General features: G+C 42.8%; 28 protein-coding genes. 13 read left to right on the forward strand and 15 right to left on the reverse strand.

What is annotated here, in order from left to right; translation table 11 throughout:
• The first annotated feature begins 75 nt into the window (after nt 1-75).
• The 6 genes from EGS47_RS07265 to EGS47_RS07290 all read left to right on the forward strand — a co-directional run bounded on the left by EGS47_RS07265 (nt 76) and on the right by EGS47_RS07290 (nt 7694).
• The gene (locus tag EGS47_RS07265) at nt 76-1182 is read left to right on the forward strand and encodes an efflux RND transporter periplasmic adaptor subunit (RefSeq protein ID WP_125269464.1); all 1107 of its coding nucleotides are present in this window, start codon (nt 76-78) and stop codon (nt 1180-1182) included.
• Nucleotides 1179-4313: an efflux RND transporter permease subunit gene (locus EGS47_RS07270; RefSeq protein ID WP_119686351.1), complete on the forward strand. Its 3135-nt coding sequence runs from the start codon at nt 1179-1181 to the stop codon at nt 4311-4313. The genes EGS47_RS07265 and EGS47_RS07270 overlap by 4 nt, the downstream gene beginning before the upstream one ends.
• 134 nt (nt 4314-4447) lie before the next feature.
• Nucleotides 4448-4825, forward strand: a complete 378-nt coding sequence (locus EGS47_RS07275; protein ID WP_004986136.1) for a hypothetical protein — start codon at nt 4448-4450, stop codon at nt 4823-4825.
• A 105-nt stretch (nt 4826-4930) separates the two neighbouring features.
• Complete coding sequence (dnaJ, locus tag EGS47_RS07280) at nt 4931-6046, forward strand: molecular chaperone DnaJ (protein ID WP_125269465.1); 1116 nt, start codon at nt 4931-4933, stop codon at nt 6044-6046.
• Nucleotides 6047-6171: 125 nt separating this feature from the next.
• Nucleotides 6172-6993, forward strand: coding sequence for a 4-hydroxy-tetrahydrodipicolinate reductase (gene dapB, locus EGS47_RS07285; RefSeq protein WP_004986131.1), 822 nt, complete (start codon nt 6172-6174; stop codon nt 6991-6993).
• Between the two features lie 47 nt (nt 6994-7040).
• Nucleotides 7041-7694 (forward strand): START domain-containing protein, encoded by a 654-nt coding sequence (locus EGS47_RS07290; protein ID WP_004986129.1) that lies wholly within the window; start codon nt 7041-7043, stop codon nt 7692-7694.
• A gap of 30 nt (nt 7695-7724) precedes the next feature.
• Here the strand turns inward: EGS47_RS07290 and EGS47_RS07295 are convergent, their stop codons facing one another.
• Nucleotides 7725-8903 carry an MFS transporter gene (locus EGS47_RS07295; RefSeq protein WP_125269466.1) on the reverse strand — a complete coding sequence of 393 codons (1179 nt, stop codon included), beginning with the start codon at nt 8901-8903 and terminating at the stop codon, nt 7725-7727.
• A 192-nt stretch (nt 8904-9095) separates the two neighbouring features.
• Between EGS47_RS07295 and EGS47_RS07300 the strand changes: the two genes are divergently transcribed.
• Nucleotides 9096-10004: a LysR family transcriptional regulator gene (locus tag EGS47_RS07300; RefSeq protein WP_004986124.1), complete on the forward strand. Its 909-nt coding sequence runs from the start codon at nt 9096-9098 to the stop codon at nt 10002-10004.
• Here the strand turns inward: EGS47_RS07300 and EGS47_RS07305 are convergent.
• A complete protein-coding gene (locus EGS47_RS07305) occupies nt 9999-10340 on the reverse strand; it encodes a hypothetical protein (protein ID WP_004986121.1) in 342 nt (113 codons plus the stop codon). The genes EGS47_RS07300 and EGS47_RS07305 overlap by 6 nt on opposite strands.
• Nucleotides 10341-10430: 90 nt before the next feature.
• On the opposite strand from EGS47_RS07305, the gene EGS47_RS07310 reads away from it, so the two are divergent.
• On the forward strand, nt 10431-11846 hold the full coding sequence (locus EGS47_RS07310; RefSeq protein ID WP_004986119.1) for a PLP-dependent aminotransferase family protein: 1416 nt from the start codon (nt 10431-10433) through the stop codon (nt 11844-11846).
• Nucleotides 11847-11901: 55 nt separating this feature from the next.
• On the opposite strand, the gene ahr is transcribed toward EGS47_RS07310, so the two are convergent.
• From ahr to EGS47_RS07350, 8 genes are all read right to left on the reverse strand, one after another.
• Nucleotides 11902-12924: an NADPH-dependent aldehyde reductase Ahr gene (gene ahr, locus EGS47_RS07315; protein ID WP_004986117.1), complete on the reverse strand. Its 1023-nt coding sequence runs from the start codon at nt 12922-12924 to the stop codon at nt 11902-11904.
• Between the two features lie 23 nt (nt 12925-12947).
• Nucleotides 12948-13505 carry a DNA-3-methyladenine glycosylase I gene (locus EGS47_RS07320; protein WP_004986114.1) on the reverse strand — a complete coding sequence of 186 codons (558 nt, stop codon included), beginning with the start codon at nt 13503-13505 and terminating at the stop codon, nt 12948-12950.
• A 38-nt stretch (nt 13506-13543) separates the two neighbouring features.
• On the reverse strand, nt 13544-13789 hold the full coding sequence (locus EGS47_RS07325; protein WP_010589012.1) for a hypothetical protein: 246 nt from the start codon (nt 13787-13789) through the stop codon (nt 13544-13546).
• Between the two features lie 11 nt (nt 13790-13800).
• The gene (locus tag EGS47_RS07330; protein WP_004986111.1) at nt 13801-14337 is read right to left on the reverse strand and encodes a M23 family metallopeptidase; all 537 of its coding nucleotides are present in this window, start codon (nt 14335-14337) and stop codon (nt 13801-13803) included.
• A gap of 39 nt (nt 14338-14376) precedes the next feature.
• The gene (gene mutY, locus EGS47_RS07335) at nt 14377-15411 is read right to left on the reverse strand and encodes an A/G-specific adenine glycosylase (RefSeq protein WP_004986108.1); all 1035 of its coding nucleotides are present in this window, start codon (nt 15409-15411) and stop codon (nt 14377-14379) included.
• A gap of 119 nt (nt 15412-15530) precedes the next feature.
• On the reverse strand, nt 15531-15893 hold the full coding sequence (locus tag EGS47_RS07340; RefSeq protein WP_004986107.1) for an HIT family protein: 363 nt from the start codon (nt 15891-15893) through the stop codon (nt 15531-15533).
• Between the two features lie 46 nt (nt 15894-15939).
• The gene (locus EGS47_RS07345; RefSeq protein WP_004999542.1) at nt 15940-16674 is read right to left on the reverse strand and encodes a dienelactone hydrolase family protein; all 735 of its coding nucleotides are present in this window, start codon (nt 16672-16674) and stop codon (nt 15940-15942) included.
• Nucleotides 16675-16947: 273 nt separating this feature from the next.
• Nucleotides 16948-17106 carry a DUF1328 domain-containing protein gene (locus tag EGS47_RS07350; protein ID WP_004986102.1) on the reverse strand — a complete coding sequence of 53 codons (159 nt, stop codon included), beginning with the start codon at nt 17104-17106 and terminating at the stop codon, nt 16948-16950.
• 187 nt (nt 17107-17293) lie between these two features.
• On the opposite strand from EGS47_RS07350, the gene EGS47_RS07355 reads away from it, so the two are divergent.
• Nucleotides 17294-17746: a YcgN family cysteine cluster protein gene (locus tag EGS47_RS07355; protein WP_004986099.1), complete on the forward strand. Its 453-nt coding sequence runs from the start codon at nt 17294-17296 to the stop codon at nt 17744-17746.
• A 26-nt stretch (nt 17747-17772) separates the two neighbouring features.
• Here EGS47_RS07355 and EGS47_RS07360 read toward each other — a convergent pair whose 3' ends face one another.
• Complete coding sequence (locus tag EGS47_RS07360; RefSeq protein ID WP_125269467.1) at nt 17773-18414, reverse strand: cation transporter; 642 nt, start codon at nt 18412-18414, stop codon at nt 17773-17775.
• Between the two features lie 65 nt (nt 18415-18479).
• On the opposite strand from EGS47_RS07360, the gene EGS47_RS07365 reads away from it, so the two are divergent.
• The 4 genes from EGS47_RS07365 to EGS47_RS07380 all read left to right on the forward strand — a co-directional run bounded on the left by EGS47_RS07365 (nt 18480) and on the right by EGS47_RS07380 (nt 22800).
• Nucleotides 18480-18893, forward strand: a complete 414-nt coding sequence (locus EGS47_RS07365; RefSeq protein ID WP_004986095.1) for a Cd(II)/Pb(II)-responsive transcriptional regulator — start codon at nt 18480-18482, stop codon at nt 18891-18893.
• A gap of 123 nt (nt 18894-19016) precedes the next feature.
• Nucleotides 19017-20189: a PQQ-dependent sugar dehydrogenase gene (locus EGS47_RS07370; RefSeq protein ID WP_034700178.1), complete on the forward strand. Its 1173-nt coding sequence runs from the start codon at nt 19017-19019 to the stop codon at nt 20187-20189.
• A gap of 116 nt (nt 20190-20305) precedes the next feature.
• Nucleotides 20306-21442, forward strand: coding sequence for a class C beta-lactamase (gene ampC, locus EGS47_RS07375; protein ID WP_372464143.1), 1137 nt, complete (start codon nt 20306-20308; stop codon nt 21440-21442).
• An 83-nt stretch (nt 21443-21525) separates the two neighbouring features.
• The gene (locus EGS47_RS07380; protein WP_010589014.1) at nt 21526-22800 is read left to right on the forward strand and encodes a replication-associated recombination protein A; all 1275 of its coding nucleotides are present in this window, start codon (nt 21526-21528) and stop codon (nt 22798-22800) included.
• A gap of 8 nt (nt 22801-22808) precedes the next feature.
• Here EGS47_RS07380 and EGS47_RS07385 read toward each other — a convergent pair whose 3' ends face one another.
• From EGS47_RS07385 to dapA, 4 genes are all read right to left on the reverse strand, one after another.
• A complete protein-coding gene (locus EGS47_RS07385) occupies nt 22809-23648 on the reverse strand; it encodes a formate/nitrite transporter family protein (RefSeq protein WP_004986081.1) in 840 nt (279 codons plus the stop codon).
• 421 nt (nt 23649-24069) lie between these two features.
• A complete protein-coding gene (gene purC / locus EGS47_RS07390) occupies nt 24070-24789 on the reverse strand; it encodes a phosphoribosylaminoimidazolesuccinocarboxamide synthase (RefSeq protein WP_004986080.1) in 720 nt (239 codons plus the stop codon).
• Nucleotides 24790-24828: 39 nt separating this feature from the next.
• Nucleotides 24829-25434, reverse strand: a complete 606-nt coding sequence (locus tag EGS47_RS07395) for a lipoprotein-34 precursor (NlpB) (protein ID WP_125269468.1) — start codon at nt 25432-25434, stop codon at nt 24829-24831.
• A 9-nt stretch (nt 25435-25443) separates the two neighbouring features.
• Nucleotides 25444-26343 carry a 4-hydroxy-tetrahydrodipicolinate synthase gene (dapA, locus tag EGS47_RS07400; RefSeq protein ID WP_004986075.1) on the reverse strand — a complete coding sequence of 300 codons (900 nt, stop codon included), beginning with the start codon at nt 26341-26343 and terminating at the stop codon, nt 25444-25446.
• Between the last annotated feature and the right edge of the window lie 246 nt (nt 26344-26589).

The following is a 26589-nucleotide window of genomic DNA, read 5'->3' on the forward strand; positions in this document are numbered from 1 at the left end:
AATTAAAAAACAAACAAATTAAGATACTGCTTATATTGTGCCTTAAAAAACAAATTTGAATAAGAGCGAAGGGTTATGACCGCGATAAAACTGACAAGTTTAAGTATATGGGTAGTATGTCTAATTACATTGGGTGGGTGTAATCAGCAAGCGCCTGAAGCAGAACAAATTCCTTATGTCATGGTGACACAACCCTCAGCGAGCATGAATGAACAGAAAAGCTATGCAGGCGAAGTACAGGCGCGTCAGCAAACGGCTTTGGCTTTTCGGGTGGACGGACAGATTACTCAGCGTTATGTGGATGTAGGTGATCGGGTCAAAGTTGGGCAAGTCTTGGCCAGGCTGGACGTAAAAGATGCCCAGTTACAAATGAATGCCGCTAAGGCCCAACTTGAAAGTGCTCAATCTTCGGCAAAAATCGCCAGTGAAGAATTAAAACGCTTTCAACAGCTTTTGCCTTTAAATGCCGTGAGTCGCTCCCAATTTGATAGCATCAAAAATCAAAATGATGCAGCGCAGGCCAGTTTACAACAGGCTCGTTCCAATTATGAAGTTGCAGCCAATCAGACAGGATATAACCAACTGATTGCCAATAAAAACGGCGTAATTACCCAGCGTGAAATTGAAATCGGGCAAGTGGTTGCGGCGGGACAAGCGGCTTATCAACTGGCGATTGATGGCGATCGTGAAGTGGTCATTGGCGCTCCTGAACAGGCGATGACTGAACTAAAAGTAGGGCAACCTGCATGGATCACTTTGTGGTCACAGCCTGAACAAAAGTATGCCGCTTATGTCCGTGAAATATCGCCTGCGGCAGATCAATCGCGTACCTTTAGTGTCAAAGTCGCATTACGTGAAGCTCAACCTTCCATTCAACTTGGACAAAGTGCCCGTGTATTTTTTAACAATACCCAGCACGATGTCCTCAGTGTGCCTTTATCCAGTGTTTCTGCAAATCATCAACAAGCCTACGTTTGGGTGGTTAATCCGAATCAGACCATTCATAAGGTTGCGGTGACTTTAGGTGCTTATGGACGCGATAGTGTACCTGTATTGTCGGGTTTAAACGCCAATGATTACGTGGTGGTAGGTGGTGTACATCTATTACATGAACAACAAAAAATTCATCCAATCGATCGTGACAATCGTCCTGTGCAAATTGCCTCAGGAGCGAAGCCATGAAGTTTAACTTATCCGAATGGGCGCTGAACAATAAAGGCATCATTTTATATCTGATGTTGCTCTTGGCCATTGTGGGGATTATTTCTTACTCTAAATTATCACAAAGTGAAGATCCACCTTTTACCTTTAAAGTGATGGTGGTTCAAACCTATTGGCCAGGTGCGACGGCACAGGAAGTGTCTTTACAAGTGACCGATCGCATTGAAAAAGAACTGATGACCACAGGCCAATATGAAAAAATCATGGCCTATTCCAGACCGGGTGAATCGATGGTAACTTTTGTTGCCAAAGATTCGCTCAAGTCCGATCAGATTCCAGATGTTTGGTATAACGTGCGTAAAAAAGTAGGAGACATCAAACAGCAACTCCCCGCTGGTGTACAAGGGCCATTTTTTAATGATGAATTTGGTGACACCTTTGGCAATATCTATGTACTGACAGGCAAAGACTACGACTATGCCGTGTTGAAAGAATATGCCGATCGTTTGCAATTACAATTGCAACGCGTCAAGGATGTGGGCAAGGTCGAGTTGGTGGGCTTGCAGGATCAAAAAATCTGGATTGAACTGTCCAATACCAAAGCAGCACAGCTTGGAATTCCTGTGACTGCGATTCAAGAGGCATTACAAAAACAAAACAGTATTAATAATGCAGGTTTCTTTGAAACAGGCACAGACCGCATTCAGATTCGAGTCACAGGCGCATTACAAAACGTTGATGATCTCAAGCATATGCCGTTATTGATCGGCAATCGAACCATACAATTGGGAGACGTCGCAGAGGTCTATCGTGGTTTTAGCGAACCCGCCCAACCGCGCATGCGTTTTATGGGAGAAAACGGTATTGGCATTGCCGTATCGATGCGTAAGGGGGGAGATATTATTGCGCTCGGCAAAAATCTACAAAGTGAATTTGATCATTTACAAAAGACCTTGCCGCTTGGCATGCAACTCAAAAAAGTATCGGATCAACCTGTCGCCGTGCAGCGCAGTATTCATGAATTTATTAAAGTTTTGACCGAAGCTGTGATTATCGTATTGTTGGTCAGTTTTTTCTCGCTAGGTTTCCGTACAGGATTGGTGGTGGCGTTGTCCATTCCACTGGTGTTGGCCATGACCTTTGCTGGTATGAATATGTTTGATGTCGGACTGCATAAAATTTCACTGGGGGCCTTGATTCTCGCACTAGGGTTATTGGTAGATGATGCCATTATTGCAGTCGAAATGATGGCAATCAAAATGGAGCAGGGCTATAGCCGTATCAAAGCCGCAGGCTTTGCATGGAAAACCACCGCCTTTCCGATGCTGACGGGTACTTTGATTACTGCGGCAGGTTTTTTACCCATTGCCACAGCCAACTCCAGTACTGGTGAATATACCCGTTCGATTTTTCAGGTGGTGACCATTGCTTTGATTGTGTCGTGGTTTGCGGCGGTACTTTTTGTACCTTATCTGGGGGAAAAGTTACTGCCAGATTTTAGCAAGATGCAACAAACTGCGCCGTGGTATCAGCGACTTTGGGCAAAGTTACGCCATCAACCTGCGCCTCAGCCTGTTCAACATCATGCAGGTGAAAGCCATGATCCCTATCAAAGTGCCTTTTATTTACGCTTTCGTAAAATGGTCGAAACTTGCGTGAGCTATCGTAAAACGGTGATTATTACGACGGTTTTAATTTTCATTGGCTCCGTCCTATTATTTAAACTGGTGCCGCAGCAGTTCTTTCCACCCTCAAATCGTGCTGAAATTTTAGTCGATTTAAAACTGGAAGAGGGCGCATCACTCACTGCCACAGAACAGGCGGTAAAAAAGGTTGAGCAGTTTCTTGCCCAGAAAAAGGGGATTGATAATTATGTGGCCTATGTTGGGACAGGCTCGCCGCGTTTTTATCTGCCGCTCGATCAACAACTACCACAAGCCAGTTTTGCTCAGTTTGTGGTGTTAGCATCTTCTCTGGATGATCGCGATGAAATTCGTAAATCTCTGGATACACAAATCAAGAAACTATTACCTCAGGTCAGAACACGGGTGTCATTGTTGGAAAATGGGCCCCCAGTCGGCTATCCATTGCAATATCGAGTGTCTGGAGAGGATATTAATTTAGTCCGTGAATGGGCGCAGAAAGTAGCGAAAATCGTAGGGAAAGATCCAAATACCACCAATGTGCATCTGGATTGGGGGGAGTCAAGCAAGATCATTGAGCTGAATATCGATCAGGATCGAGCACGTCAAATGGGCGTAAGCAGTCAGGATTTGGCCAACTTTTTAAATAGTTCGATTACTGGTGCGGTGATTAATCAATATCGTGAAAAACGTGAATTAATTGAAATCCGTTTACGTGGTGATCAAAAAGAACGAATTGATGTCGCTTCATTATCTAGTCTTGCCATTCCGACCAGTCACGGCAATAGCATACCCCTCGCTCAAATTGCCAAAATCCAATACAAGTTTGAAGATGGTCTGATTTGGCATCGTAATCGTTTGCCAACCATTACTGTCCGCGCCGATATCCGTAGTCATTTACAACCTGCGACCGTGGTCGATCAACTGTCAGAAAAGATGGATCAATTACGTGCGCAGTTACCCAATGGCTATCTGGTTGAAGTTGGCGGAACGGTCGAAGAATCTGCCAAAGGGCAAAGTTCAGTCAATGCAGGCATGCCGTTATTTTTAGCGGTAGTGATGACTTTATTGATGATTCAATTGAAAAGTATCTCACGTTCTATCATCGTGTTTTTAACCGCGCCACTGGGACTCATTGGCGTGACGCTATTTTTATTGTTACTCAATAAGCCTTTCGGCTTTGTTGCGATGCTCGGTACCATTGCGTTATCAGGAATGATCATGCGTAATTCACTGATTTTAATTGACCAGATTGAACAGGATATTGCAGCAGGGCACGATCCGTGGACTTCAATCATTGATGCGACAGTTCGCCGTTTCCGTCCGATTTTATTGACCGCACTGGCTGCTGTTTTGGCTATGATTCCCTTATCTAGGAGTATTTTCTTTGGCCCGATGGCAGTTGCAATTATGGGTGGATTGATTGTTGCGACCTTTTTAACCCTGTTTTTCTTGCCTGCATTGTATGCAGCGTGGTTTAAAGTGAAAAGAGCAACAAATTTGTCATAATTTTTTTCGAATAAAAGATGCGAAATATTGAAAATTTCAATATAGTAGCATCTTATTGTTAAGACAAAAAATGACAGCAGAATTTCACCGCATAAAAAGATAAGGTGAAGACTGTGAGTTGAGGTTAAAAGTACATGGGGCAGAACAATCTAGTACAGCATCGCCGTTACATTGCAGCATCTTATGTGTGCATGTTTCTGGGGTTGTTTACGATTCTTTTTGCCGTGATTGCTTATTTCCTTGCACGTAAAATTGCCATGATTGACGGTGCTGAGGTCTGGATTCATACACATGCGCTGTGGATTATGCGTAGCGTGGTGATGTTTCTGATGCTGGCTGTATTTGCGGCTTTATGGTTTATCCCTTTGATTTTCTTCGTTTGGAATAGTGCACTCTGGGTAACGGCATGTGCGATTGCAGGTGTGGTATTTTCAGCCATTGCTTGGTTATATTTGTTGAACGCTTGGATTAAAGGCCTTGCAAAATATGCCAGAAACAAAGCTGTTTTTTAGAAAATTCTAAGTTTTTTCAGTTTCCCCCCTTGTAAATCCGACTAAAACCCCCAACTTAGTCGCAGGTTAAGTATATTTTAAATTCCGTGAGGAGCGTCGCCAGATATGGCTAAACGAGATTATTATGAGGTTTTAGGCGTTTCGAAAACCGCGAGTGATGATGAGATCAAAAAAGCCTATCGTAAGTTGGCGATGAAGTATCATCCAGATCGTAACCCTGATAACGCCGAAGCTGAAGAAAAGTTTAAAGAAGCTTCAGAAGCTTATGAAGTACTGTCTGATGGCGAAAAGCGTAGTATGTATGATCGAATGGGTCATAATGCCTTTGAAGGTGGCTATGGCGGCGGTAGTGGCGGCTTTGGTGGTTTTAGTGCAGAAGATATTTTCAGTCAGTTTGGTGATATCTTTGGTGGTGCATTTGGTGGCGGTGGTCGTCAGCAACAACGTCAACGCCGTGGTTCCGACCTACGCTACGTGATGGAATTGACACTCGAAGAAGCCGTTCGTGGTGTCAAAAAAACCATTACTTTTACTGCACCAGCGCCGTGTGATGTCTGTGATGGTAAAGGTTCTAAAAATCCAAACGATGTTGAAACCTGTAAGACTTGTCATGGTACAGGTCAAGTGCGTATGCAGCAGGGCTTTTTCTCAGTTCAACAAACCTGTAGTACTTGTCGTGGACAAGGTAAAATTATCAAAAATCCATGTAACAGCTGTCATGGATCAGGGGTAAAAGATCGTCAGCAAACTCTCGAAGTGACAATTCCAGCAGGGGTAGACAATGGCGACCGCGTTCGCTTAACGGGTAAAGGTGAAGCTGTACGTGATGGTCAGGCGGGTGATCTATACGTGGAAGTGGTAGTGCGTGAGCATGACGTGTTCCAACGTGATGGTGCAGATCTTTATATGGATGTGCCTGTTAGTATTGCTGATGCTGCTTTGGGTAAAGAGATTGAAATTCCAACGCTTGAAGGTCGTGTTAGCTTAAAAATTCCAGAAGGCACTCAAACAGGTAAATTGTTCCGTTTACGTGGCAAAGGTGTGCGTCCAGTACGTAGTAGTATGGTTGGGGACCTACTCTGTCGTATCGTGGTGGAAACTCCAGTGAATCTTACCAGCCGTCAACGTGAATTGCTGAAAGAACTACAAGCGACACTAGATGGTGATGAACATAGTGCGTCATCCAAGAAAAAATCCTTCTTCGATCGTTTATTTGATTAATTCAAGTCGATTGCAAAAAAATCTGCCCATTTGGCAGATTTTTTTATGCTTAAATTTTAGCGAGCGATAAGAGTTTGATATAGTAGATCGCATTGTCAACGCTTTTAATGATTTAGGAACAGATTATGTCAGCATCTCCACGCATTGGTGTATTGGGCGCAGGTGGTCGTATGGGGCGCACCCTGATTCAAGCCGTACAACAGGCAGGCTATCAGTTGGCTGCGGCGGTCGAACGTCCAGAAAGTAGTTTAGTGGGCAGCGATGCAGGTGAGCTGGCAGGGATGGGTCATATAGGCGTCAAGGTCGCTGGCAGTTTGGCAGATGTATTAACAGACTGTGACGTGGTGATTGACTTTACCGCACCATCAGCCACTGAACAGCATTTGAAGCTATGTGCTGAAGCTGGTGTGGCGATGGTGATTGGCACCACAGGCTTTTCTGATGCACAAAAGCAATTATTGAATGATACTGCTACTCAAACGCCTGTGGTCTATGCCGCTAATTATTCGGTTGGTGTCAATGTATCCATTAAACTCCTGGAACTTGCAGCTAAAGTCTTTGGGGATAGCGTTGATATTGAAATTATTGAAGCGCATCATCGTCATAAAGTCGATGCACCATCGGGTACAGCATTAATGATGGGCGAGGCGATTGCAGAGACTTTAGGGCGTGACCTGAAACAGGATGCTGTTTACTGTCGTGAGGGTCATACAGGACCACGGGAACGTCAAAGCATTGGTTTTCAAACTATTCGTGGTGGAGATATTGTCGGTGAACATACAGCTATGTTTATTGGTGAAGGGGAACGGGTTGAAATTACCCATAAAGCTACCAGTCGTATGAATTTTGCAGCGGGTGCAGTACGTGCTGCGGCATGGGTCGTGGGTCGTGAAGCACATAAATACGATATGAAAGATGTACTGGGATTTAATGACATTCAGGTGTAATTGCAACCGTCATCACCGCTAAAAAATAAAATCGATTTGAGAATAAAATGAATAATAAATCATGGATGTTGGCATGCACTTTGAGCCTGAGTAGTCTCATAGTGCATGCAGGACCTGCAACTGAAGCTAAACTAAGCTTAGACAAGAATAATATTAAGGTCTGGACCTATCAGACTGCAAATAATCCTGTCATTCAGTACAAAGCAGAAACGACATTTGATGTTTCCATTGAGCAGGCTGTTGGACTGATTCTCAATGTAGAATATGCATCGAAATGGGTACCTTATGTCAGTGAAACCAAAGTGTTATCACGTGATGACAAAAAGGGGGAGTTCATACTGTATATGGTGCTTGATTTTCCATTTCCATTAAAAGATCGGGATTTGGTGGTGAAAGGCAAAATGTCCAAAACCAGCGCAGGTATCATTAGTATTAAAAACAATGCGATGACGGGTTATTATCCTGCGCAAAAAGACCGAATTCGTTTAAATAAATATGAAGGCGACTGGACTTTCCAAAAACTTGGAGCCAATAGGGTGAAGGTCAGCACCAGTGGCTATGCTGACCCAGGTGGATCGATCCCCTTGAGTTTCGTGAATATGTTTGTGCAGCAACAGCCTTATCAAATGTTGATGAAAATGAAAATGGAACTACAAAAGCCCACAAACTTTTCGGCAAAATTGCCTGATATTTTAAAATAAGTAAAGTGCCCATAAGGGGCACTTTCTCTATTAAGCTGAACATTGCTGCTTGGTTCGAATCGTTGATTTATTGCGTTGTATCTGTAGCAAAATCAAGACTAAGCCGAGCCCTGCCAATCCTGCACCAGCAAAACAAACAGCGACATAACCCAGATCTAAACTGAGCACTAAACCACCGACCGCAGCGCCAATGGCATTGCCCAGATTAATTGCGCCCACATTAATTGATGAAGCCAGTCCAGGTGCCGCATGAGCCATTTTCATGACCCGCATTTGGACGGGTGGAACTAGCCCAAAAGCTGCAACTCCCCATAGCGTCAGACCGAAAGCTGCTCCCAGTTGTGTCTGCGCCAACCAGGGAAAACAGAGCATGACGATAACGAGCAGACTAAAAAATCCTATCAGGGTTTTATTGAGTGCAAGATCTGCCAACTTACCACCCAAGTGATTTCCAATCGAAAAACCAACCCCGATTAACACTAGCATTAGCGTAATGAAAGTCGGTGAGGCCTGATTAAAATAAGTGAGTGCTGGGGCGATATAGGTATATAAAGTGAACATGGCACTAGCTCCGAGCACAGTCGTCAACAATGCCATGAGGACGGAAGGTTGTATTAGTACCTTTAACTCTGCTTTAACATCTGGACGTTGGGCTGGAGCAGCCTTGGGCAACGCTTGATATAACGACCACATGGTGACTAAACCGAGGGTGGAGATTGCCAAAAAAGACAGTCGCCAGCCAATATTTTGACCGAGCCATGTCGCCAAAGGTACACCACCAATATTGGCAAGGGTAAGCCCCATAAACATGGCAGCTACTGCACTGGCCTGTTTATGTACGGGCACGACACTAGCTGCGACTACGGAACCAATACCAAAAAAAGCGCCATGATTAAGGCTGGTGATGAGTCGGGCAATCATTAGACTCCAATAGTTTGGTGCAATTGCAGCGAGTAAATTGCCCAGTGTAAATAATGACATCAGTAAAATGAGTGCTTTACGTCGTGAAAAGTGTCCAAAGTATAAAGTCATGATCGGCGCACCAAGCATCACCCCCATAGCATAACCTGTAATCAAAAGACCAGCGCGAGGAATACTGACACCCAAATCATGAGCAATATTGGGCAATAATCCCATCGGAGAGAATTCAGTGGTGCCGATCGCAAATGCACCAATTGCTAAAGCCAACAAGGGTAAATTGCGGTTCATGAGGATCTTCCTAAGATTGTCGTCATAAGGGGGGGTAAATATGCAATCTGCATGCTTAAGCGCCTTATCAATGAAGAAATGATCTGCATCAAGACTGATCAAGATTGGGCATGTATTTTGTGCTGAACATTGTTGCGAAAAAATACTGGAGTAAGCAAAATATTATTGACTAGGAATCACGAATAACAGCCTATGAAATCTACCATCGAAGAATTGATCGCATTTATAAGTATTGTTGATACAGGCTCAATTGTGGCAGCGGCAGAGCAGCTTCAGCAAACCCCATCAGGTTTGAGTCGTGCGCTCAATCGATTAGAAAAGAAACTACAGGTCACATTACTTGAGCGAACCACTCGTAAGTTGAAACTGACACAAGAAGGTCGTTTATTTTTAGATAAAGCGCGTTCAATTTTGGCAGAATTGGCCGAAGCGGAAGATGCATTACTGAAATCTGACAGTGATACTTCTGGTCTGATTCGGATTGATTCAGCAACACCCTTTGTTTTACATGTGCTTGCTCCGCTGATGCAAAAATTTATGCAACGCTATCCCAAAATTGAGATCGAGCTAAATAGCAATGAGCAGGTCATCGATTTATTGCAGCATAAAACCGATGTTGCGATTCGTTTTGGCGCATTACATGATTCGAGTCTACATGCCAAATTGGTATGTAAATCACGGTTATATATTGTGGCAAGCCCCGATTATTTGGAGCAGGCGGGTATTCCCCAGACACCACAATCACTCTTACAACATCAATTGGTGGGATTTAGCAAACCCGTTTACTTAAATACATGGCCCTTAAAAATAGGCGATGACTATGTGATAGTTTCTCCGAAAATCAAGGCGTCTAGTGGTGAAACAGTCAGACAACTGACCTTGGCGGGTCATGGTATTGCGCGATTATCAGAATATGAAATCTGGCAGGATTTAGAGGCAGGGCGTTTAGTTGCTTTGTTTGAAGATCAGATTGAATTACAGTACCAGCATATTCATGCGGTGTATTATCAACAAAAACATCTGCCAAAACGGGTACGTTTATTTATTGAGTTTTTGGCAGATGAGTTGAGCCAGCAATTTTCAACGGCTGTGGCATCATAGTTTTGCTTGAGGGAGCTGAAATTCCATTAAGCTTTGCTTGGGTTTCAATCGTAAACGAAATGTCATCTGGTCCTGAATACAGTCAAAGTTTAATGCCTGATTTTTTAGTGCGCCGATCATCATGCCATTGTCGGTCACTGGTCGATAAATATAACGAAACAGTTTTGGGCGCTGCATATCCACCGACCATAATTTGTATTCAGTATACTGCTGTATTTTCAGATAGCCTTGAATCATACTGCGACAAATAAAATCCTGTTGCTGTTTTTCAGCACTTAAAGGCTGACATGCGCTCAGTAGTAGACCTATACTCAGCATAAAGCATAATTTTTTCATGAACTTATCTCATGGTGGTTGCTTTTTAGAGCATAATTGGATTGTATAGACCATGACAGATACAGATTTTGATAAAAAAGCAGTACAGATATGCAGTTTCATTATCAGCGTTTAGCACAGCAGATCGCGAACAAGATTTATCAGCAACAGCTTTTGCCGCAGCAAAAATTGAGTTCATTACGTGATTTTGCAGATCAGCATCAGGTTAGTATAAGTACCGCACAACGTTGTTATGAATTGCTGGAAGCACAGGGATTAATTGAAGTTAAGCCGAAATCTGGCTATTTCGTTAAAGCGCCAAAGCTGAGTAGTCGCTTACCGACCAGTCCGAGTTTTGAATCCAGACCTCGTGCCGTCACTAATTTATTATTGCAAAATCAGATTCAGGAGGCTTCTATTCAGCCTCATTTAGCTCCCTTTGGTGCGATACAGTTGAGTCCTCAACTGGTTCCCATCGAGCCTTTACGCCGTTCTATTCAGCGAGCACTTAAACACTGTAAACCTGAAGACTTTTTATATTGTAATCGACAGGGGCATCTGCATTTGCGTGAGGCTTTGGCCGCGCATTGGCGGGAAGATGGAATGTACATTGCCCCTCAAGATATTTTTATCACTAATGGTTGTATGCCAGCACTCGCCCTGTTAATTCAGCAACTCAGTTTACAAGGCGACAGTATTCTTATTCCCACCCCCACCTTTAATGGACAATTACAACTGATCGCAGGCTTAAAGCGCCGTATTATTGAAACACCTGCCGATGCAACAGGGATTGATTTAGTCCGTTTAGAGCAGGCGATGGCAGAGCATCGGCCAAAATTATGTCTGCTAACGGCTAATTTTCAGAATCCTTTGGGATACGTTTTGAGTGATGTTGATAAACAGAAAATTGCGCAATTGGCTGCACAATATCACTGTATTATCTTAGAAGACGATATTTATGCCGAGTGTAGTTATCAGGGGCAGCGACCCTTACCGATTAAATATTGGGATCAACACGGCTATGTGGTCTGGGTTGGTTCGGTGTCAAAGTCATTGTCTACAGCGTATCGTGTGGGTTGGTTTTGTATTGGTGGGCAATTAAAAGCGATGTATCCTGAATTCTATTCAGCCAATATCAGTGTCAATACGCCGCTACAACTGGGTTTGGCAGACTTTATTTATAGTCGGGAATATCGTAACCATTTAAGCCGTTTACAACCTCAGTTGATGCAACAGGTTGAACAATATCGTCGATATATTTTAAAGGCATTTGCACCGTTGAATATCGGTCTAAGTCAACCACAGGGGGGCTATGCCTTGTGGTTGGAACTTCCTCAAAAGATTGATAGTTTGGCTTTGTATCTGGCAGCCCAACAGCATCAGATTAATATTGTACCGGGCGTGGTATTTGGAGAGGATGAGCGTTATCAGCACTTTGTACGGCTGAATGCTGGACATGCGCTGACGCCGCAGTTACAAGAAGCGATTTTGTTTCTGGCGGAGTGGGTGAAACAGGCAGTGGATTGATATTGATTAAAACTTCAGGCAAGTCGTATCAGAACTTGCCTGCAAAATAACTGATTTAAAAATCTGCTTTTAACACGATACGATAACGCGCGTGACCTGAATGCAAACGTTCTATTGCATCATTGAGTTTGGACATAGGATAAAGCTCAATCTGCGGGGCAATATTTTTACGTGCAGCAAATTTTAATAACTGGCGCAGTGCAGCAGGAGAACCGGTTGGTGAGCCTGTAACTGACTTTGCTCCACTAATTAACGCGCCGACAGGCACCGCGACGGGTTCTAACACCAAACCTAGAAAATGAACCGTGCCATTTGGCGCCAATGTATTTAAATAGGCATTCCAGTTCAGTGTCACATTCACGGTACTAAGTAATAAATCAAACTTACCACGTTGTGCTTTCAGTGCGGCATCATCACGGCTATTCACCACATGATCTGCACCCATTGCTTTAAGTTCATCCGTCTTATCTGGATGAGAAGTAAATGCGGTAATTTCGCAGCCCCATGCTTTAAGCAGTTTAATTGCCATATGACCTAAGCCACCGATTCCAATCACAGCAACATGGTGAATAGCCTGAATCTGATGTTTCAAAATCGGATCAAATACGGTGATGCCGCCACAGAGCAATGGTCCTGCGCTAGTCGGATCTAGATCATCAGGTAGAGGAATGACCCATTGCCAACCAGCACGAACTTTATCGGCAAACCCGCCTGCATGGCCGACAATAGTCGCGGTATGTTCGCCAGTACACAACACTTGCTGACCACTTATACATTGATCACAAGATTGACAGCTTTCCGCCGTCCAACCCAAGCCAACTCGTTGCCCGACTTTTAAGCCTTTGGCTTCACTGCCCAGTTGAGTAATAGTTCCAATGACTTCATGTCCTGCGATGACAGGATATTGAGATGATTGCCATTCATTATTGATGACTGAAATATCGGAATGACAAAGACCACAATATTCAACTTTGATTTCTACTTGATGTGGTTGTAATTCACCTGCATCGAATTGATAGGGAACCAGTGGCTCGCCTGCTTGCATTGCTGCGTAAGCGTGAATGACGTTGTTGCTCATGCTGTATGTCCTTGTATATAACTTTAGGATCGAAAAGAACAATAATTTTCATGGTCATTGACCATGCCAACGGCTTGCATAAATGCATAACAGGTGGTGGGACCTACAAATTTAAAGCCGTGTTTCTTTAAACGCTTTGACAATTGCAAACTGTGTTCGGTTTGAGCGGGTGCCTGACGATAATCTGCGACATCATTGATGATGGGCTGCTGCTGTACCGTTTCCCAAAGCCATTGTGACATATCATGCCCTTGGTCTTTGAGATTCTGCCAAGCAATCGCATTGTCACGAATTGCTTTGAGTTTACCGATATGGCGAATTAAACCTGTATCACTGAGTTTATGTTCAAGTTGTTGATCTGTAAGTTGGGCGATGTCTGCGATTGGGTATTGAAAAAAATGCTGTCGATAGCTTTCACGTTTTTTAAGTACGGTGATCCATGAAAGCCCCGCTTGCTGTCCTTCCAGACAGAGCATTTCAAACAGTCGGGCTTCTTTATACTCAGGTTTTCCCCATTCTTGATCATGATAATCCATATAAAGCGGATCACTTGAACACCAACCACAACGTTGCACCGACATGCGCTGTTCCTCATTTTGAGCCAAGATTTAAATGATGGTTATAAAGTAAATAGTATCCACTGATCTGATGATGTATCCCAATAATAAAGTTCTGCCCGTGTTAAATCTTCAAATTTAAGCCAGAAATCTTGACCAGATTTATCTGCATAGCCTGTGCTCATGAGTAGGGCATCTTCAGAAATTTCCATAATCCAGCCCTGATAGCATTTTTCATTCAAACAGATTTTTTGTTGATTACCAGATTCGGCAAATTCAACCAATCGATTGATTAAAGCTTCAGACATCATGTATTTTCCTAACGTAAATATGAGTAAGGGTTGACTGCACCGCGTCCTTTCCCTGATAAATAAAGTCCATAATGCAAATGGGTGGCAGTATATCGGGCATTGCCTGTATTGCCGACATAGCCAATCAGATCACCTTTTTTGACATAATCTCCGACGGCAAGACCACGTTTATGCCCATCCAGATGCGCATAATAATGCCATGAGCCTGAGGGTCCTAAAATCCAGATGACCTTGCCGCCCAAATTATTATCACGCAAATCTGCCACTAATCCATCAGTGGAGCTGTACACTTTTGTTCCACGTGGAGCCATAATGTCAATTCCTTCATGGCGGCGACCCTGACCACGGGCTGCTCCCCATGTATCGGTCAATTCATTGCGCTTTATTCCTTTAACTGGAATCGGTAAGCGTGTATCCAGTCTTTGCATTTGTAATTGAGCAACGCGATTGGCGGGTAAAGGCTGCGATTTTTTCGGAACCGTGGTACAGGCAGCAAACAAGCTGATAATAAAGCCAAGAATGAAATAGGGGAGATAGCGAGGCACAAGCTCTCCATTATTGTTATGATCACGATCTGCACTATGTCATGAATCGATAGCCAAGATCAATTTTTTCATAGCGGTCGGAATTCCTTTGGCTGTTGCTTGTTCAGGGCTTAACCAACAGCCATTTAACTCCGTCGTCAGATGTTCTTGTTGTTCTGGTTCCACGTGGAACATTTGTATATTCAGCAACCATGTGAAATGCGTGAAACTATGCGAGATTTGCATTTGACTGGAAATAGGGGTTAGGTCAAATTGTGAGCGCCACTCTAATAATATTTTTTTATCTTCAATAATGGGTAAGCACCATAACCCACCCCATAAACCGTGTGAATCGCGCTGCTGCCAAAGCCATTGTCCATTTGATTGAATCAGAACAACATCCGCAGTTTTAACAGGAACTGCTTTTTTCGGTTTTTTAAATGGCAGCTCATTTTCTAAACCTTGCTGATACGCTTTACAGTGTTGCTGCATGGGGCAATATAGACATAATGGTTTTTTGGGCGTACAGATGGTTGCACCCAGATCCATAATCGCCTGTGTGTAATCATGATTGCGTTCTATTGGGCAAAGCTGCTCGGCTATTTGCCATAATGCACGTTCATGAATAGGCTTGGAGAGATCATCTTCTATGGCAAAAAAACGCGATAAGACGCGTTTAACATTACCATCTAAAATCACGCCGTATTGACGCAGTCCCAATGACATGAGTGCACCTGCGGTCGAACGACCGATTCCGGGCAATGCCATCCATTGTTCAAGATTTTGTGGGAAGTGCCCATTCTGATGGACTTGGATTGCCGCTTTATGCAAATTACGCGCACGTGCATAATAGCCTAGTCCTGCCCAATACGGGGCAACATCCTCCCATGAAGCAGTTCCTAAATCATCCACCGTAGGAAAGCGCGTAATAAAACGCTCAAAATATTGCAGTACAGTTTTGACTTGTGTTTGCTGTAACATAATTTCAGACACCCAAACTTTGTAAGGATCATCTGCTATTTGCCATGGCAGGTCATGACGACCATGATGATCGAACCAGTTGAGTAGGGCATCGGCAAAAGAAAAATCAGACATAACACGGACAGCAAAGACAGGTATCGCAGTATAACCAAATTAATCTGAGCAAGTCATGTACCCTATTTTATAGGCATAAAAAAATGATCCGAAGATCATTTTTTTAATAAAATACAGGATTAATCCTGAACAATGCCCCAGCGTTTATCCAATTTAAGCTCCTGACCTTGATAGCGAGGAATAATATGGATATGAAGGTGTTCAGCACTTTCACCAAAAACTTCACCATCATTAAAGGCGATATGAAATCCATCAGGTTGATGACGTAGATGAAGCTCATTTCGAGCCAATTCAATTAAGGAAATCAGGCTTTTTCTTTCCTTATCAGTGACGTCAAAAAAAGAGCTGACATGACGTAATGGAATAATGACCGAATGTCCTTTAGAAAGAGGATGAGCTTCGGGCAAAATCGCACCAAAATCATTTTGATGAATCACATCATATTCATCAAATTCACAATAAGGGCAATGTTTCTCAGTCATGATTCCATCCTCTCTTTCATTTTCATCGTTTTATAGGCTGCAAATTTTATAAGGTTCTTTCAAGTAAGCCATACATTGCATTTAGGCTTTGCTGCTCGGCTTGTGGATTGTAACCTAAATCAACGCCGTTAGCTTTGGCGCGCTCATCGGCTAAAGGATTACTAAAACCATGCTTGGCATTTTCTAAAATAATCACTTCATAATTGACATCGGCATGATCCATTTCAGCTTTAAATTTAGCGACATCATCTAGGGTCACCATGCTGTCTTGTTCACCATGTAACACTAAAATCTCAGCTTGAATTTTACCTTGTTCAGCAGGTGCCTTAGGACTTAATGTACCATGAAATGACGCTACTGCTTTTAAATCTGCGCCCGAACGCGCCAGATCCAGTACCACTTTACCGCCATAACAAAACCCAATAGCAGCGAGTTGCTCTGGATTGACTTCAGCTTGCTGAGCCAAAGTTTCTAAACCCGCTGATGCACGTGTCACAATGGTGTCTGCATCCTGAAAAGTTTGTGTCATCCACTCATTGGCCTGTGAAGCTTGATCTGTGACTTTTTTATCACCATACATATCAATAGCCAAAGCGGCATAGCCATGTTCTGCCAGTTCACGCGCGCGTTGTAAGGTATATTCGGTTCGTCCCCACCATTCTGGTGCAACAATGACCCCCGCCACAGGTGTTTCACTTACAGGTGCGGCAAAATAACCAATCAAATTTGAGCCGTCTTTTGCGGTGTAGTGAATTTCACGTGTTTTGATGGTCGATGTCATGTGCTAAATCCTGTTATCAAACTGAAATTAAAAATGATTAAATCATAAAAAATGCAGTGATATGCATATTCAATGTAATCAATTCATTTATAAATGTGAGAATTTATGTAGGGTTGCACATTCTATGTTCATTCGATCAACTGCTAGCGACACAGATCGGACAAAACAAAACCCCATTAGATGAGCATCTAATGAGGTTCGTTATTTATTTCAGAAGAATCTCGGATTCTTTTTAAAATAGAGCTTAAAACCAAGTGATTGGTGAGCTTATAGTTAAGCCCGACCTCGTGAAATAAAGCCAATAATGGCCAAAATCACTGCAACCACCAAGAGGATGACTGCAAAGTCTTTAGACAAACCTGCAACTCCACCGAAACCTAATAAGCTTGCAATCAATGCAATCACAGCAAAGATAATCGCCCAACGAAACATAGTTCTAATCTCCTTATATTTATCGTTCCTTAAATATAGAACCTTAGCTGCAAAAGCTATGTGTTGTTTATGTGTGCAATCTGTATATTGTCTTTAATATTCAATTAATTGAGTTACATAAACCACATAAAGGATGAACATTAGAAACAGTGTTATAATGTGTATTCGCTGTTAAGTGACCTGATTTATGAACACTGAAATCCGTCCATTTTTCTGGAAACATTATTCGCTAGAACAACTCAATCAAACAGAGTGGGAAGCTTTGTGTGATGGATGCGGATTATGCTGCCTGATTAAACTTGAGGATGAAGACACCGAAGAAATCGCCTACACCAAAGTAGCGTGTAAGTTGCTGGATTGCCAAACGGCACGGTGTTCAGACTATGCCAATCGGCATCAGTTCGTTCCAGATTGTATTCAACTAACTCCTGAAAAATTACAAAGCATAGGTTGGCTGCCTTCAAGTTGTGCTTATCGACGTTTAAATGAAGGTAAAAATTTACCATCATGGCATTATTTAAATACAGGTTCGCGCCAAAGTGTCATTAAGGCTCGTAAATCGGCCGCGGGTCGGTGTCTGTCTGAAGTCGATGTATCAGAGGACGATATTGAAGATTATATCGTCCGCTGGATTCGCTAACAAATTGGTTAAAAGTTAAAAGAGGTTTAATGCGAGTGCGATAACTGATTTTGCTGTTGCTCACGGCGTTCTCGCTGTGACTTTTTGATAATGCTCCAGCCTGCACTCAATCCTAGGCCTGCCATCAATAAGGCCACAATCAAATCAGGCAAAACGCTTTGTGTTCCAAATACACCCAATGCCGCAATCATCACCGCAATATTCCCAATGGCATCATTACGGCTACATAACCAGACCGATTGCATGTTGGCATCACCCTCACGGAACGCAAATAACACCACTGCACTGATGATATTGGCGACCAATGCCATCACGCCAATAATGCCCATGGTGATTGCTTCAGGTGGAACACCATGCAGATATGACCAGAGCACTTTTCCTAAAATAATCAGCGCAAATACGCTCATGGTGAGGCCTTTAAATAACGCAACCGTCGCGCGCCAATACAGACTTAACCCTAGCGCCAGCAATGAAATCAGGTAATTAATCGAATCTCCGAAAAAATCCAGTGCATCTGCCCAAAGAGAAGTCGAACCGGCCTGCATACCCCCAAATATTTCAATCAGAAACATGCCCAAATTTAAAATCAGGGCAATCCATAATGCGATTTTAAACTTATTGCTTTTAACTTTAGGGATATCTTCGTGATCACAGTTACAGCATGCCATTTGCAATTTCCTCGACTTTGGATAAGCTGATTAGAAAGTCTGGAGTCGCTCTAGGGTCAAGTCTTATGATGAAATATTTGATTGGTGAATTGGCAAAAAAGTCTCAGGTTGCGGTCGATACCATTCGTTTTTATGAAAAACGCGGTTTACTTCAGCCCGCAAAACGAGCAGAAAACAATTATCGTTATTATGATGACGAGGCATTGGATCAACTGATTTTTATTCGGCATTGTCGTGAATTGGGCATGTCTTTACATGAGATTGAAGACCTTAATGAATTACGCAAAGATCCTCAGCAGCAATGTAAAGTCGTGGATCAAGCCATTGAACAACATCTTGGGCATATTAACCATAAAATTCAACAATTTGAAAAATTCAAAATACAGCTTGAACAGTTACGTGCACGTTGCCAGTCGAATAGCAATATTGATGATTGTAAAATTATTGAAACGCTGAAACAGCATGATCACTTAGGCTGACTTTGAAACATCATGTAATTATTTGAAATATATACTAAAACAAAAATACATTTTTCAAATATATATTTCTGATCTGCTCTTTAACATAGCAATAGAACAGAGAATAAACCGAGGATTGCCAAGATGACGATGCCATTTGCCACGTCGCTCGTTTGTAGTAGTTTCATTTTATTAACCGCTTGTAGCTCCAACAATACTCATTCACAGGAACAACAATCAAGCTCAAAGCAGACGCAAACAGCAAATCAGCCGATAGCGATTCAGCAGAGTTTTAAAACGCAACAGATTGCTAACTTTGATGAGCCGTGGGCATTGGCTCAGCTTCCTGATGGACGGCTCTTGGTCACTGAACGTCAGGGGGTACTGAAAATTTTTGATCCGACCTCCAAACAAATGCTGCAAGTTTCAGGGGTTCCCAAAGTCCGTTATGGCGGTCAGGGTGGTTTGGGGGATGTGATTTTGCATCCTCAATTTAGCCAAAATCACTGGATTTATCTGAGTTATGCCGAAGCAGGTCAAGGTGGGCAAGGCGCTGTGGTTATTCGTGCCAAACTGGATTTAAACAGTCCGAATCAGCCAAAGTTGATGGAGATAGAAAAAATTTGGCAGCAAGTCCCCAAAGTCTCTGGTCAGGGACATTATGCGCATCGTTTGGCTTTCGATCGAGAGGGTAAACTCTGGATTAGTTCTGGTGAACGCCAAAAATTTGATCCTGCACAAGACATGCAGTCCAATTTGGGTAAAATCGTGCGTTTAAATGACGATGGACGTCCTGCGGCGGGAAATCCATTTGCAGCTCAGGGTGGTGTCGCAGCACAAATCTGGTCATTAGGTCATCGTAATCCTTTGGGGATGGCATTTGATGAACATGGTCAGCTCTGGGTGGTGGAAATGGGGCCAAAAGGGGGCGATGAACTCAATCGGATTGTCAAAGGTGCGAATTATGGATATCCCGTGGTTTCCAATGGCGATCATTATTCAGGTTTGCCAATACCTGACCATGCCACCCGACCTGAATTTAAGGCACCAGAGATCAGTTGGACGCCTGTGATTTCTCCATCAAGTATGATTATCTATCAGGATGATCAATTTCCTGCATGGAAAGGTAAAGCCTTGATCGGAGGATTATCTTCAGAATCCATTACGGTGGTGGATTTGAAATCGCAACCTATACAGGAAGTTCAACGTTTAGACATGAAGCAACGAATTCGTGGACTTTTACAGGCGCAAGATGGTTCAATCTGGGTAATTGAAGATGGTGCAAATGCCAGACTATTGAAACTCAAAGCTCATTAGATTTTTGAGTAATCATTGAAGTTTTTAAAGTGAATAGAGAAAGAACCATGTTGTCGTTACTACAGCGATCCCGCTATAGCCATAAGCCATTATGGTCTAAAAAATCATTATGTCTGATGGGTCTTTTGGCCTGTAGTGCACCGCTAGATGCCAAAGACTTGTCTGAGCAGCAAGTGAAAGCAGTGATTGATCAACAGTTTAAGCCATTGTTAGCGCAGTACAATATTCCTGGACTTGCAGTTGGCGTGAGCCTGAATGGACAACATTATTTTGTCAATTATGGTGTGGCATCCAAACAAACACAGCAAGCGGTCAGTTCCCATACTTTATTTGAATTGGGCTCGGTCAGTAAGATCTTTAATGCCACTTTAGCCGGCTATGCTCAGGCAACAGGCAAACTTTCTCTTGACGATCATCCTGCCCAATATTTTCCAGCGTTAAAAAATACAGCAGTCAATAACGCGACTTTACTCAATCTGGGAACTTATACCGCAGGCGGTTTTCCGCTTCAGTTTCCAGATCAAGTGACCGAGCAACAGGACATGTTAAAATATTTCCAGACATGGCAACCGAAAAACACGATCGGCACACAACGGCAGTATTCCAACCCGAGTATTGGGCTAATGGGGTATGTGACTGCTTTGGCGATGGAAAAACCCTATACTGAACTGTTGGAGAAAATGCTATTTCCTGCATTGGGTCTCAACGAGAGTTTTATTGATGTCCCTGAACAGCAGATGACTCAATATGCTTGGGGATATAAAGGACAGCAAGCCATGCGGGTGTCTGCGGGGATGTTCGATGCAGAAGCGTATGGCGTAAAAAGTAGTAGTGCAGATCTGTTGAAATTTCTGGATGCACAAATCAACCCACAACAACTCAAACAACCATTACGTAAAGCGATTGAAAATACCCATGTGGGTTATTTTAAAGTAGGGGCAATGACGCAAGGCTTAGGTTGGGAGCAATATTCTTATCCAATAAAGCTAGATACTTTGCTAGAGGGAAATTCCAAGCAAATGGCATTTGAAAGTCATGCAGTGATCCCGATCAAACAGCCGAAGCTTGCTGATCCTGCGACTTTTTTTAATAAAACGGGTGCAACCAATGGTTTTGGCGCTTATGTTGCGTTTATTCCCCAGCAGAAAATTGGCATGGTGATGTTGGCCAATACCAACTTTCCCAATGAAGAACGGATTAAGGTCAGCTATCGTGTGATGCAACAATTGCTTCAGAGCAATAGTGCGCAATAGAATGTCGCTTTGATTGCAGAATCAAATTGTAGATTTGATCCAGACACAATAGACTACAGTAAAAGATTACACAGCTATTGATGATGTCAGATACGCATATTCCACTTCCTGAACGTTTACGTCCACGTGATTTATCCGAAATTATTGGACAGAATCATTTGCTAGGCCAACATGCGCCTTTGCGTCAAATGATCGATCAGGGACATTTGCCTTCGATTATCTTTTGGGGGCCGCCAGGCGTGGGTAAAACCACGATTGCACTGTTACTGGCGCAAGCGGTGGATCGTCCTTTTGTGAGTTTATCTGCACTGAATACGGGGGTGAAAGAGCTACGTGAGATCATCGCGGAAAGTGGTGATTTACTTACGCCAGTGGTATTTATCGATGAAATTCACCGTTTCAATAAATCGCAGCAGGATGCCTTACTGAATGCTGTTGAAAAGGGCAAAATTACGCTCATCGGGGCAACCACAGAAAACCCATCGTTTGAAGTAAATAGTGCCTTACTGTCGCGTTGTCAGGTGTATACGCTGAATTCATTGGATCAAGATGCGATTCAAACTTTGCTGAATAAAGCCATTCAAACTGATTCTTTTTTAAAAGAACGGCATATCCAGATTGAAGAATACGATGCATTGTTTCAATTTGCTGCGGGAGATGCACGTAAAGCACTCAACTTAATTGACCTGATTGCCAGTACCTTTGAAGCAGATGTTGAAAATATTGTGACCAATGCGGTGACGGTTAAAGTTGCACAGCAAAATATCGCGCGCTATGACAAATCGGGCGAGCAACATTACGATATCATCTCGGCATTTATTAAATCCATTCGTGGTAGTGATCCTGATGCGACGTTGTATTGGATGGCTCGAATGTTAAAAGGCGGTGAAGATCCCGTGTTTATTGCACGACGTATGCTGATTGCAGCCTCAGAAGATATTGGTAATTCGAACCCAAATGCCTTGCTGTTGGCAGGTGAATGCTTCCGTTCAGTGCAGGCGGTAGGAATGCCAGAAGCACGTATTATATTGGGTCAATGTGCGGTGTATTTGGCGACCAGTCCGAAAAGTAACAGCACCTATTTAGCCATTAATCGTGCTTTAGAACTTGCAGAAAAAACTGCGAACTTACCTGTGCCCTTACACCTAAGAAATGCGCCAACTAAACTGATGAAACAGCAGGGCTATGGCGTAGATTATCTTTATCCGCATAATTACCCTGAGCATTTTGTCTTGCAGGAATATTTGCCGCCCGAATTAAAAGGGGTCAAACTCTATGAATCGGCACGGAACAAGCGTGAAGTTGAGGGCGAACGCTTGCAACAGCGTCGCTGGCAGCAGGAACAACAGCAGCAATAAGCTGCTGTTTATTCTAGTTCTTCATTGACCTGTCCATAAATTAATAGAGTAAATACCCCAGTACCGCCAATAATATTGCCCAGTGTGGTTGGTAATAAAAATTGAAAAATATACTCTGAAAACGTTGCATGTCCTTTAAATACCCAATAGGCCATTTCTGCTGAACCCACAATCACATGCGTAAAACCGCCTAATGCCATAAGATAGGTAATAAAGAAAATCAGCAGAAATTTATTATTGGCTGAAGGTAAAATCCAGACCAGTGACGCGATCAAAATACCTGCGGGAATTCCCTTAATAATATTTTCAGAGATAGTAAAACTGGCGACATGGTGGGCCAATTGATCAAAGGATTGCATTAAATCTGCATCAAACAGATGTGGATTAAGTAAAAAAAATGCCGCCAGTGCAGTGCCGATGAGATTAGAAATAAACACGATTCCCCATAGACGAAATACAGCTTTTAATTTTTTAAGACTAAAGTTTTTAAATAAAGGAACGACTGTTGCAATGGTATTTTCGGTAAAAAGTTGCATATGTCCTAAAATCACCAGAACAAAACCCACGGTATAGCCCATATTTTCAATCAAAAAAGCCCACTTGGCATCGGGCAAATAGGCATTGAGAAGAGATTTAAAAACAAATGAAAAACTGATGACGATGCCTGCTGTGATACCTGAGAAAATCAGGGCTTTGGTCGGGCGTTCAAGCTCTTCTACTCCATTTTTACGAATAATTTCATAAACCAGTCGAGGCGAAAGTTTTTCATGCTCCTCAATCGCCATTTTTTCACGCCAAGTGAGGGTATTGTCAGTCTCTTTTTCCTGTTCTTTTTCTTCTGCACTCATTTTATTCTCCTCACAATTCAATGCGGTAATGATGGCTTTTGTGGTTATCGTCAGGCTATATATTTCTTTTTTAAAAAATAAATGGATGTGAATCCAGAGCATTCATTCAGCTTTTATGTATTTTTTTATAATCAGCCTAAATATGTGAGGCTTAATGCTTTGCTATCGCTGTTGGTTTTTTATCAGTAAATTGGCGCATATTTTGAATACAATACAGACAGATGTAAGCATGCAACCAAATAGTTAAGACCGATGAACAATAAAATTTTCTGTAGTATCAGTCATGCAGAAGGCGGGTCGGATTTGGAACAGTATGAACTTCGCTCATCCAGATGAGATCGAAGGTATGGCTCAAGATATTAATTTGACAAAATAAAAAACGAGCCAGATGACTGACTCGTTTTTGATCAAACAAATGGATTTAGATATTGTCTAAATCGATACCTAAACGCGCAGCAACTTCTTCATACGCTTCAACCACACCGCCTAAACCTTGACGGAAGCGGTCTTTATCCAGTTTTTTCTTGGTATCTTTATCCCACAAACGGCAACCATCTGGAGAGAACTCATCACCAAGCACAATACGGTCATGGAACACGCCGAATTCAAGTTTGAAATCGACCAGAATCATATCGCCTGCATCAAATAATGCTTTTAATACATCATTGACTTTGTAGGTCAATTCTTTCATTTTTTCAAGTTGTTCAGCGGTCGCCCAGCCCAGTGCAATTGCCTGAGATTCATTCACCATTGGGTCGCCTAAACCATCATCTTTATAAAACAACTCAAAGGTCGGCGGAGTCAATTGCTTGCCTTCTTCAACACCGAGACGACGGCAAAGTGAACCAGCAGCAAAGTTACGGATCACACATTCCACAGGAATCATATTGAGTTTTTTCACTAACACTTCGTTTGGTGTCAGCAATTTCTCAAAATGTGTTTCGATGCCAGCTTCAGCCAGTTTTTCCATGATAAAGGCGTTAAAACGGTTGTTGACCTTGCCTTTACGATCCAGTTGTTCGATTTTTTCGCCATTAAATGCTGAAGCATCATCACGAAAGACTAAAATCAAATGGTCTGCATCATCTGTTTCATAAACAGATTTGGCTTTACCAGTATAGAGCAAGGTTTGTTTTAACATGGGGGAACCTTTTTCAAGAAAAAATTGCCTAGAGAATGCCTAGGCTGGCCAATTTTGATAAATCTGATTGAGCACTTCAGTGGCTTTGGCAGGATCGGCAAAGCTATTGTCTGGATTAAATAATGCCAGATTGTGAGTATTGCCCACGCCTGTCAATTTCAACACATAACTTTGTTCGCCGACTTTGATCGTTGCTTCATAACCTGCTTTATTTTCACCCAAAACTTTGTAGTTCAGGCTACTGAGTGTCGCTACGGTATATTGCCAGATGTCTGCGGTTGGCCCACTAATTTGTAATAGTGGGTTTTTATTGCCATCGACAACAAGCTGCGGACGCCCCATTGCCGTAGTACCTTCTGCACTGCTTTCAGCGGCAGTATTTGCTTGAAGGGATTCTGGGCGAGGTAGTGCAAATCGTGTTCCCTGCTTATTTTCAAGCTTAGGGGCATTTTCAATTGCAAGCTGATCCACAGTCGGCGCAGGATACAGTGGCGTAAGTGGGCGCACAGTTGCATCTGTCGGGAACTGGAGTGGAGCGAGTGTAGTGGTATTCTTATAATCTAAAGAATGATTATTAAAACTACTACAGCCTACTAAACCCATAGCGGCAATAGCAAAAGTTAGTCCAAGTCGTAACTGCATCATAATCTGCTCTTATTGAATAATTCCCGCTGCTTTCAGGGCATTACGGAGTGGTTCGCGATATTGCTGTGCAAGAGGAGTCAAAGGCAGACGAATACCTGTACCAATGAGCCCCATTTCATGTACCGCCCATTTCACAGGAATTGGGTTCGATTCGCAAAATAGATTATTGTGTACATTTGCAACTTTATTGTTAATCGCTTCAGCTTCTGCTGCGTCACCATGATTGACTGCGGAGGCACAGAGTTCGCTCATAATTTTTGGCGCAACATTGGCAGTCACAGAAATATTGCCTTTTGCACCAGCCAACATGAGTTGCCATGCCGTTTCGTCGTCGCCTGAATAGACTGCAATTTTACCGTCTAAGGCTTTGATTAATTCGCTTCCACGCGCAATATCACCTGTTGCATCTTTGACACCCACGATATTGGCAATATCAGCAAGACGCACCACAGTTTCGTTGAGCATGTCGACGCCTGTACGACCTGGGACATTGTAAAGAATCTGTGGTAGCTCAACGGCTTCAGCAATTGCTTTAAAATGCTGGAATAAACCTTCCTGAGTCGGTTTGTTATAATATGGAGTGACAAGTAAAGCAGCATCTGCACCAAGCTCTTTGGCTGCTTGAGTCAGTTCAATCGCTTCACGGGTTGAGTTTGCACCTGTTCCCGCAATAATGGGAATGCGTTTATTGGCCACACGAATGATTTCTTTGATCACTTGCGTGTGTTCTTCCATGCTTAATGTCGATGGTTCGCCCGTAGTACCTACAGCAACAATACCATTGGTTCCCTGATGAATATGCCACTCAACCAGCTTTTCGAGGCTCTTCCAATCTACGCTACCATCTTCAAACATTGGGGTGACGAGTGCGACAATTGAGCCTTGAATGGTCTGTGCTTGCTGAGTCATTTTAAAAAAATATCCTATTGTGCCATCCATTGAGATAAAGAACGAAAGATGGATGGTTTTGCAGTCTTTTGATTTAGCGTCTCAACAAAAAAGTGATTTCTGTTGAATGACTATTATGCAAATTATGACTGATCAGACGCATAAGAACAATATGCTTTAGTCAAAGCAGTCAAAACTTTATCTACTAGACACACATTTAAGCCATATATGCGAGATCATTATGCGGTTTTGCCAATCATAAAAGTC

The sequence above is a fragment of the Acinetobacter sp. FDAARGOS_515 genome (assembly GCF_003938865.1).
GTDB classification, from domain to species: domain Bacteria; phylum Pseudomonadota; class Gammaproteobacteria; order Pseudomonadales; family Moraxellaceae; genus Acinetobacter; species Acinetobacter ursingii.

What these genes read in the sequence shown, in the direction of transcription:
- EGS47_RS07265 (WP_125269464.1), top strand. Translation starts at nt 76, where the DNA reads ATGACCGCGATAAAACTGACAAGTTTAAGTATATGGGTAGTATGTCTA.
- EGS47_RS07270 (WP_119686351.1), top strand. Translation starts at nt 1,179, where the DNA reads ATGAAGTTTAACTTATCCGAATGGGCGCTGAACAATAAAGGCATCATT.
- EGS47_RS07275 (WP_004986136.1), top strand. Translation starts at nt 4,448, where the DNA reads ATGGGGCAGAACAATCTAGTACAGCATCGCCGTTACATTGCAGCATCT.
- dnaJ (WP_125269465.1), top strand. Translation starts at nt 4,931, where the DNA reads ATGGCTAAACGAGATTATTATGAGGTTTTAGGCGTTTCGAAAACCGCG.
- dapB (WP_004986131.1), top strand. Translation starts at nt 6,172, where the DNA reads ATGTCAGCATCTCCACGCATTGGTGTATTGGGCGCAGGTGGTCGTATG.
- EGS47_RS07290 (WP_004986129.1), top strand. Translation starts at nt 7,041, where the DNA reads ATGAATAATAAATCATGGATGTTGGCATGCACTTTGAGCCTGAGTAGT.
- EGS47_RS07295 (WP_125269466.1), bottom strand. Translation starts at nt 8,903, where the DNA reads ATGAACCGCAATTTACCCTTGTTGGCTTTAGCAATTGGTGCATTTGCG.
- EGS47_RS07300 (WP_004986124.1), top strand. Translation starts at nt 9,096, where the DNA reads ATGAAATCTACCATCGAAGAATTGATCGCATTTATAAGTATTGTTGAT.
- EGS47_RS07305 (WP_004986121.1), bottom strand. Translation starts at nt 10,340, where the DNA reads ATGAAAAAATTATGCTTTATGCTGAGTATAGGTCTACTACTGAGCGCA.
- EGS47_RS07310 (WP_004986119.1), top strand. Translation starts at nt 10,431, where the DNA reads ATGCAGTTTCATTATCAGCGTTTAGCACAGCAGATCGCGAACAAGATT.
- ahr (WP_004986117.1), bottom strand. Translation starts at nt 12,924, where the DNA reads ATGAGCAACAACGTCATTCACGCTTACGCAGCAATGCAAGCAGGCGAG.
- EGS47_RS07320 (WP_004986114.1), bottom strand. Translation starts at nt 13,505, where the DNA reads ATGTCGGTGCAACGTTGTGGTTGGTGTTCAAGTGATCCGCTTTATATG.
- EGS47_RS07325 (WP_010589012.1), bottom strand. Translation starts at nt 13,789, where the DNA reads ATGTCTGAAGCTTTAATCAATCGATTGGTTGAATTTGCCGAATCTGGT.
- mutY (WP_004986108.1), bottom strand. Translation starts at nt 15,411, where the DNA reads ATGTCTGATTTTTCTTTTGCCGATGCCCTACTCAACTGGTTCGATCAT.
- EGS47_RS07340 (WP_004986107.1), bottom strand. Translation starts at nt 15,893, where the DNA reads ATGACTGAGAAACATTGCCCTTATTGTGAATTTGATGAATATGATGTG.
- EGS47_RS07345 (WP_004999542.1), bottom strand. Translation starts at nt 16,674, where the DNA reads ATGACATCGACCATCAAAACACGTGAAATTCACTACACCGCAAAAGAC.
- EGS47_RS07350 (WP_004986102.1), bottom strand. Translation starts at nt 17,106, where the DNA reads ATGTTTCGTTGGGCGATTATCTTTGCTGTGATTGCATTGATTGCAAGC.
- EGS47_RS07355 (WP_004986099.1), top strand. Translation starts at nt 17,294, where the DNA reads ATGAACACTGAAATCCGTCCATTTTTCTGGAAACATTATTCGCTAGAA.
- EGS47_RS07360 (WP_125269467.1), bottom strand. Translation starts at nt 18,414, where the DNA reads ATGGCATGCTGTAACTGTGATCACGAAGATATCCCTAAAGTTAAAAGC.
- EGS47_RS07365 (WP_004986095.1), top strand. Translation starts at nt 18,480, where the DNA reads ATGATGAAATATTTGATTGGTGAATTGGCAAAAAAGTCTCAGGTTGCG.
- EGS47_RS07370 (WP_034700178.1), top strand. Translation starts at nt 19,017, where the DNA reads ATGACGATGCCATTTGCCACGTCGCTCGTTTGTAGTAGTTTCATTTTA.
- ampC (WP_372464143.1), top strand. Translation starts at nt 20,306, where the DNA reads ATGGGTCTTTTGGCCTGTAGTGCACCGCTAGATGCCAAAGACTTGTCT.
- EGS47_RS07380 (WP_010589014.1), top strand. Translation starts at nt 21,526, where the DNA reads ATGTCAGATACGCATATTCCACTTCCTGAACGTTTACGTCCACGTGAT.
- EGS47_RS07385 (WP_004986081.1), bottom strand. Translation starts at nt 23,648, where the DNA reads ATGAGTGCAGAAGAAAAAGAACAGGAAAAAGAGACTGACAATACCCTC.
- purC (WP_004986080.1), bottom strand. Translation starts at nt 24,789, where the DNA reads ATGTTAAAACAAACCTTGCTCTATACTGGTAAAGCCAAATCTGTTTAT.
- EGS47_RS07395 (WP_125269468.1), bottom strand. Translation starts at nt 25,434, where the DNA reads ATGATGCAGTTACGACTTGGACTAACTTTTGCTATTGCCGCTATGGGT.
- dapA (WP_004986075.1), bottom strand. Translation starts at nt 26,343, where the DNA reads ATGACTCAGCAAGCACAGACCATTCAAGGCTCAATTGTCGCACTCGTC.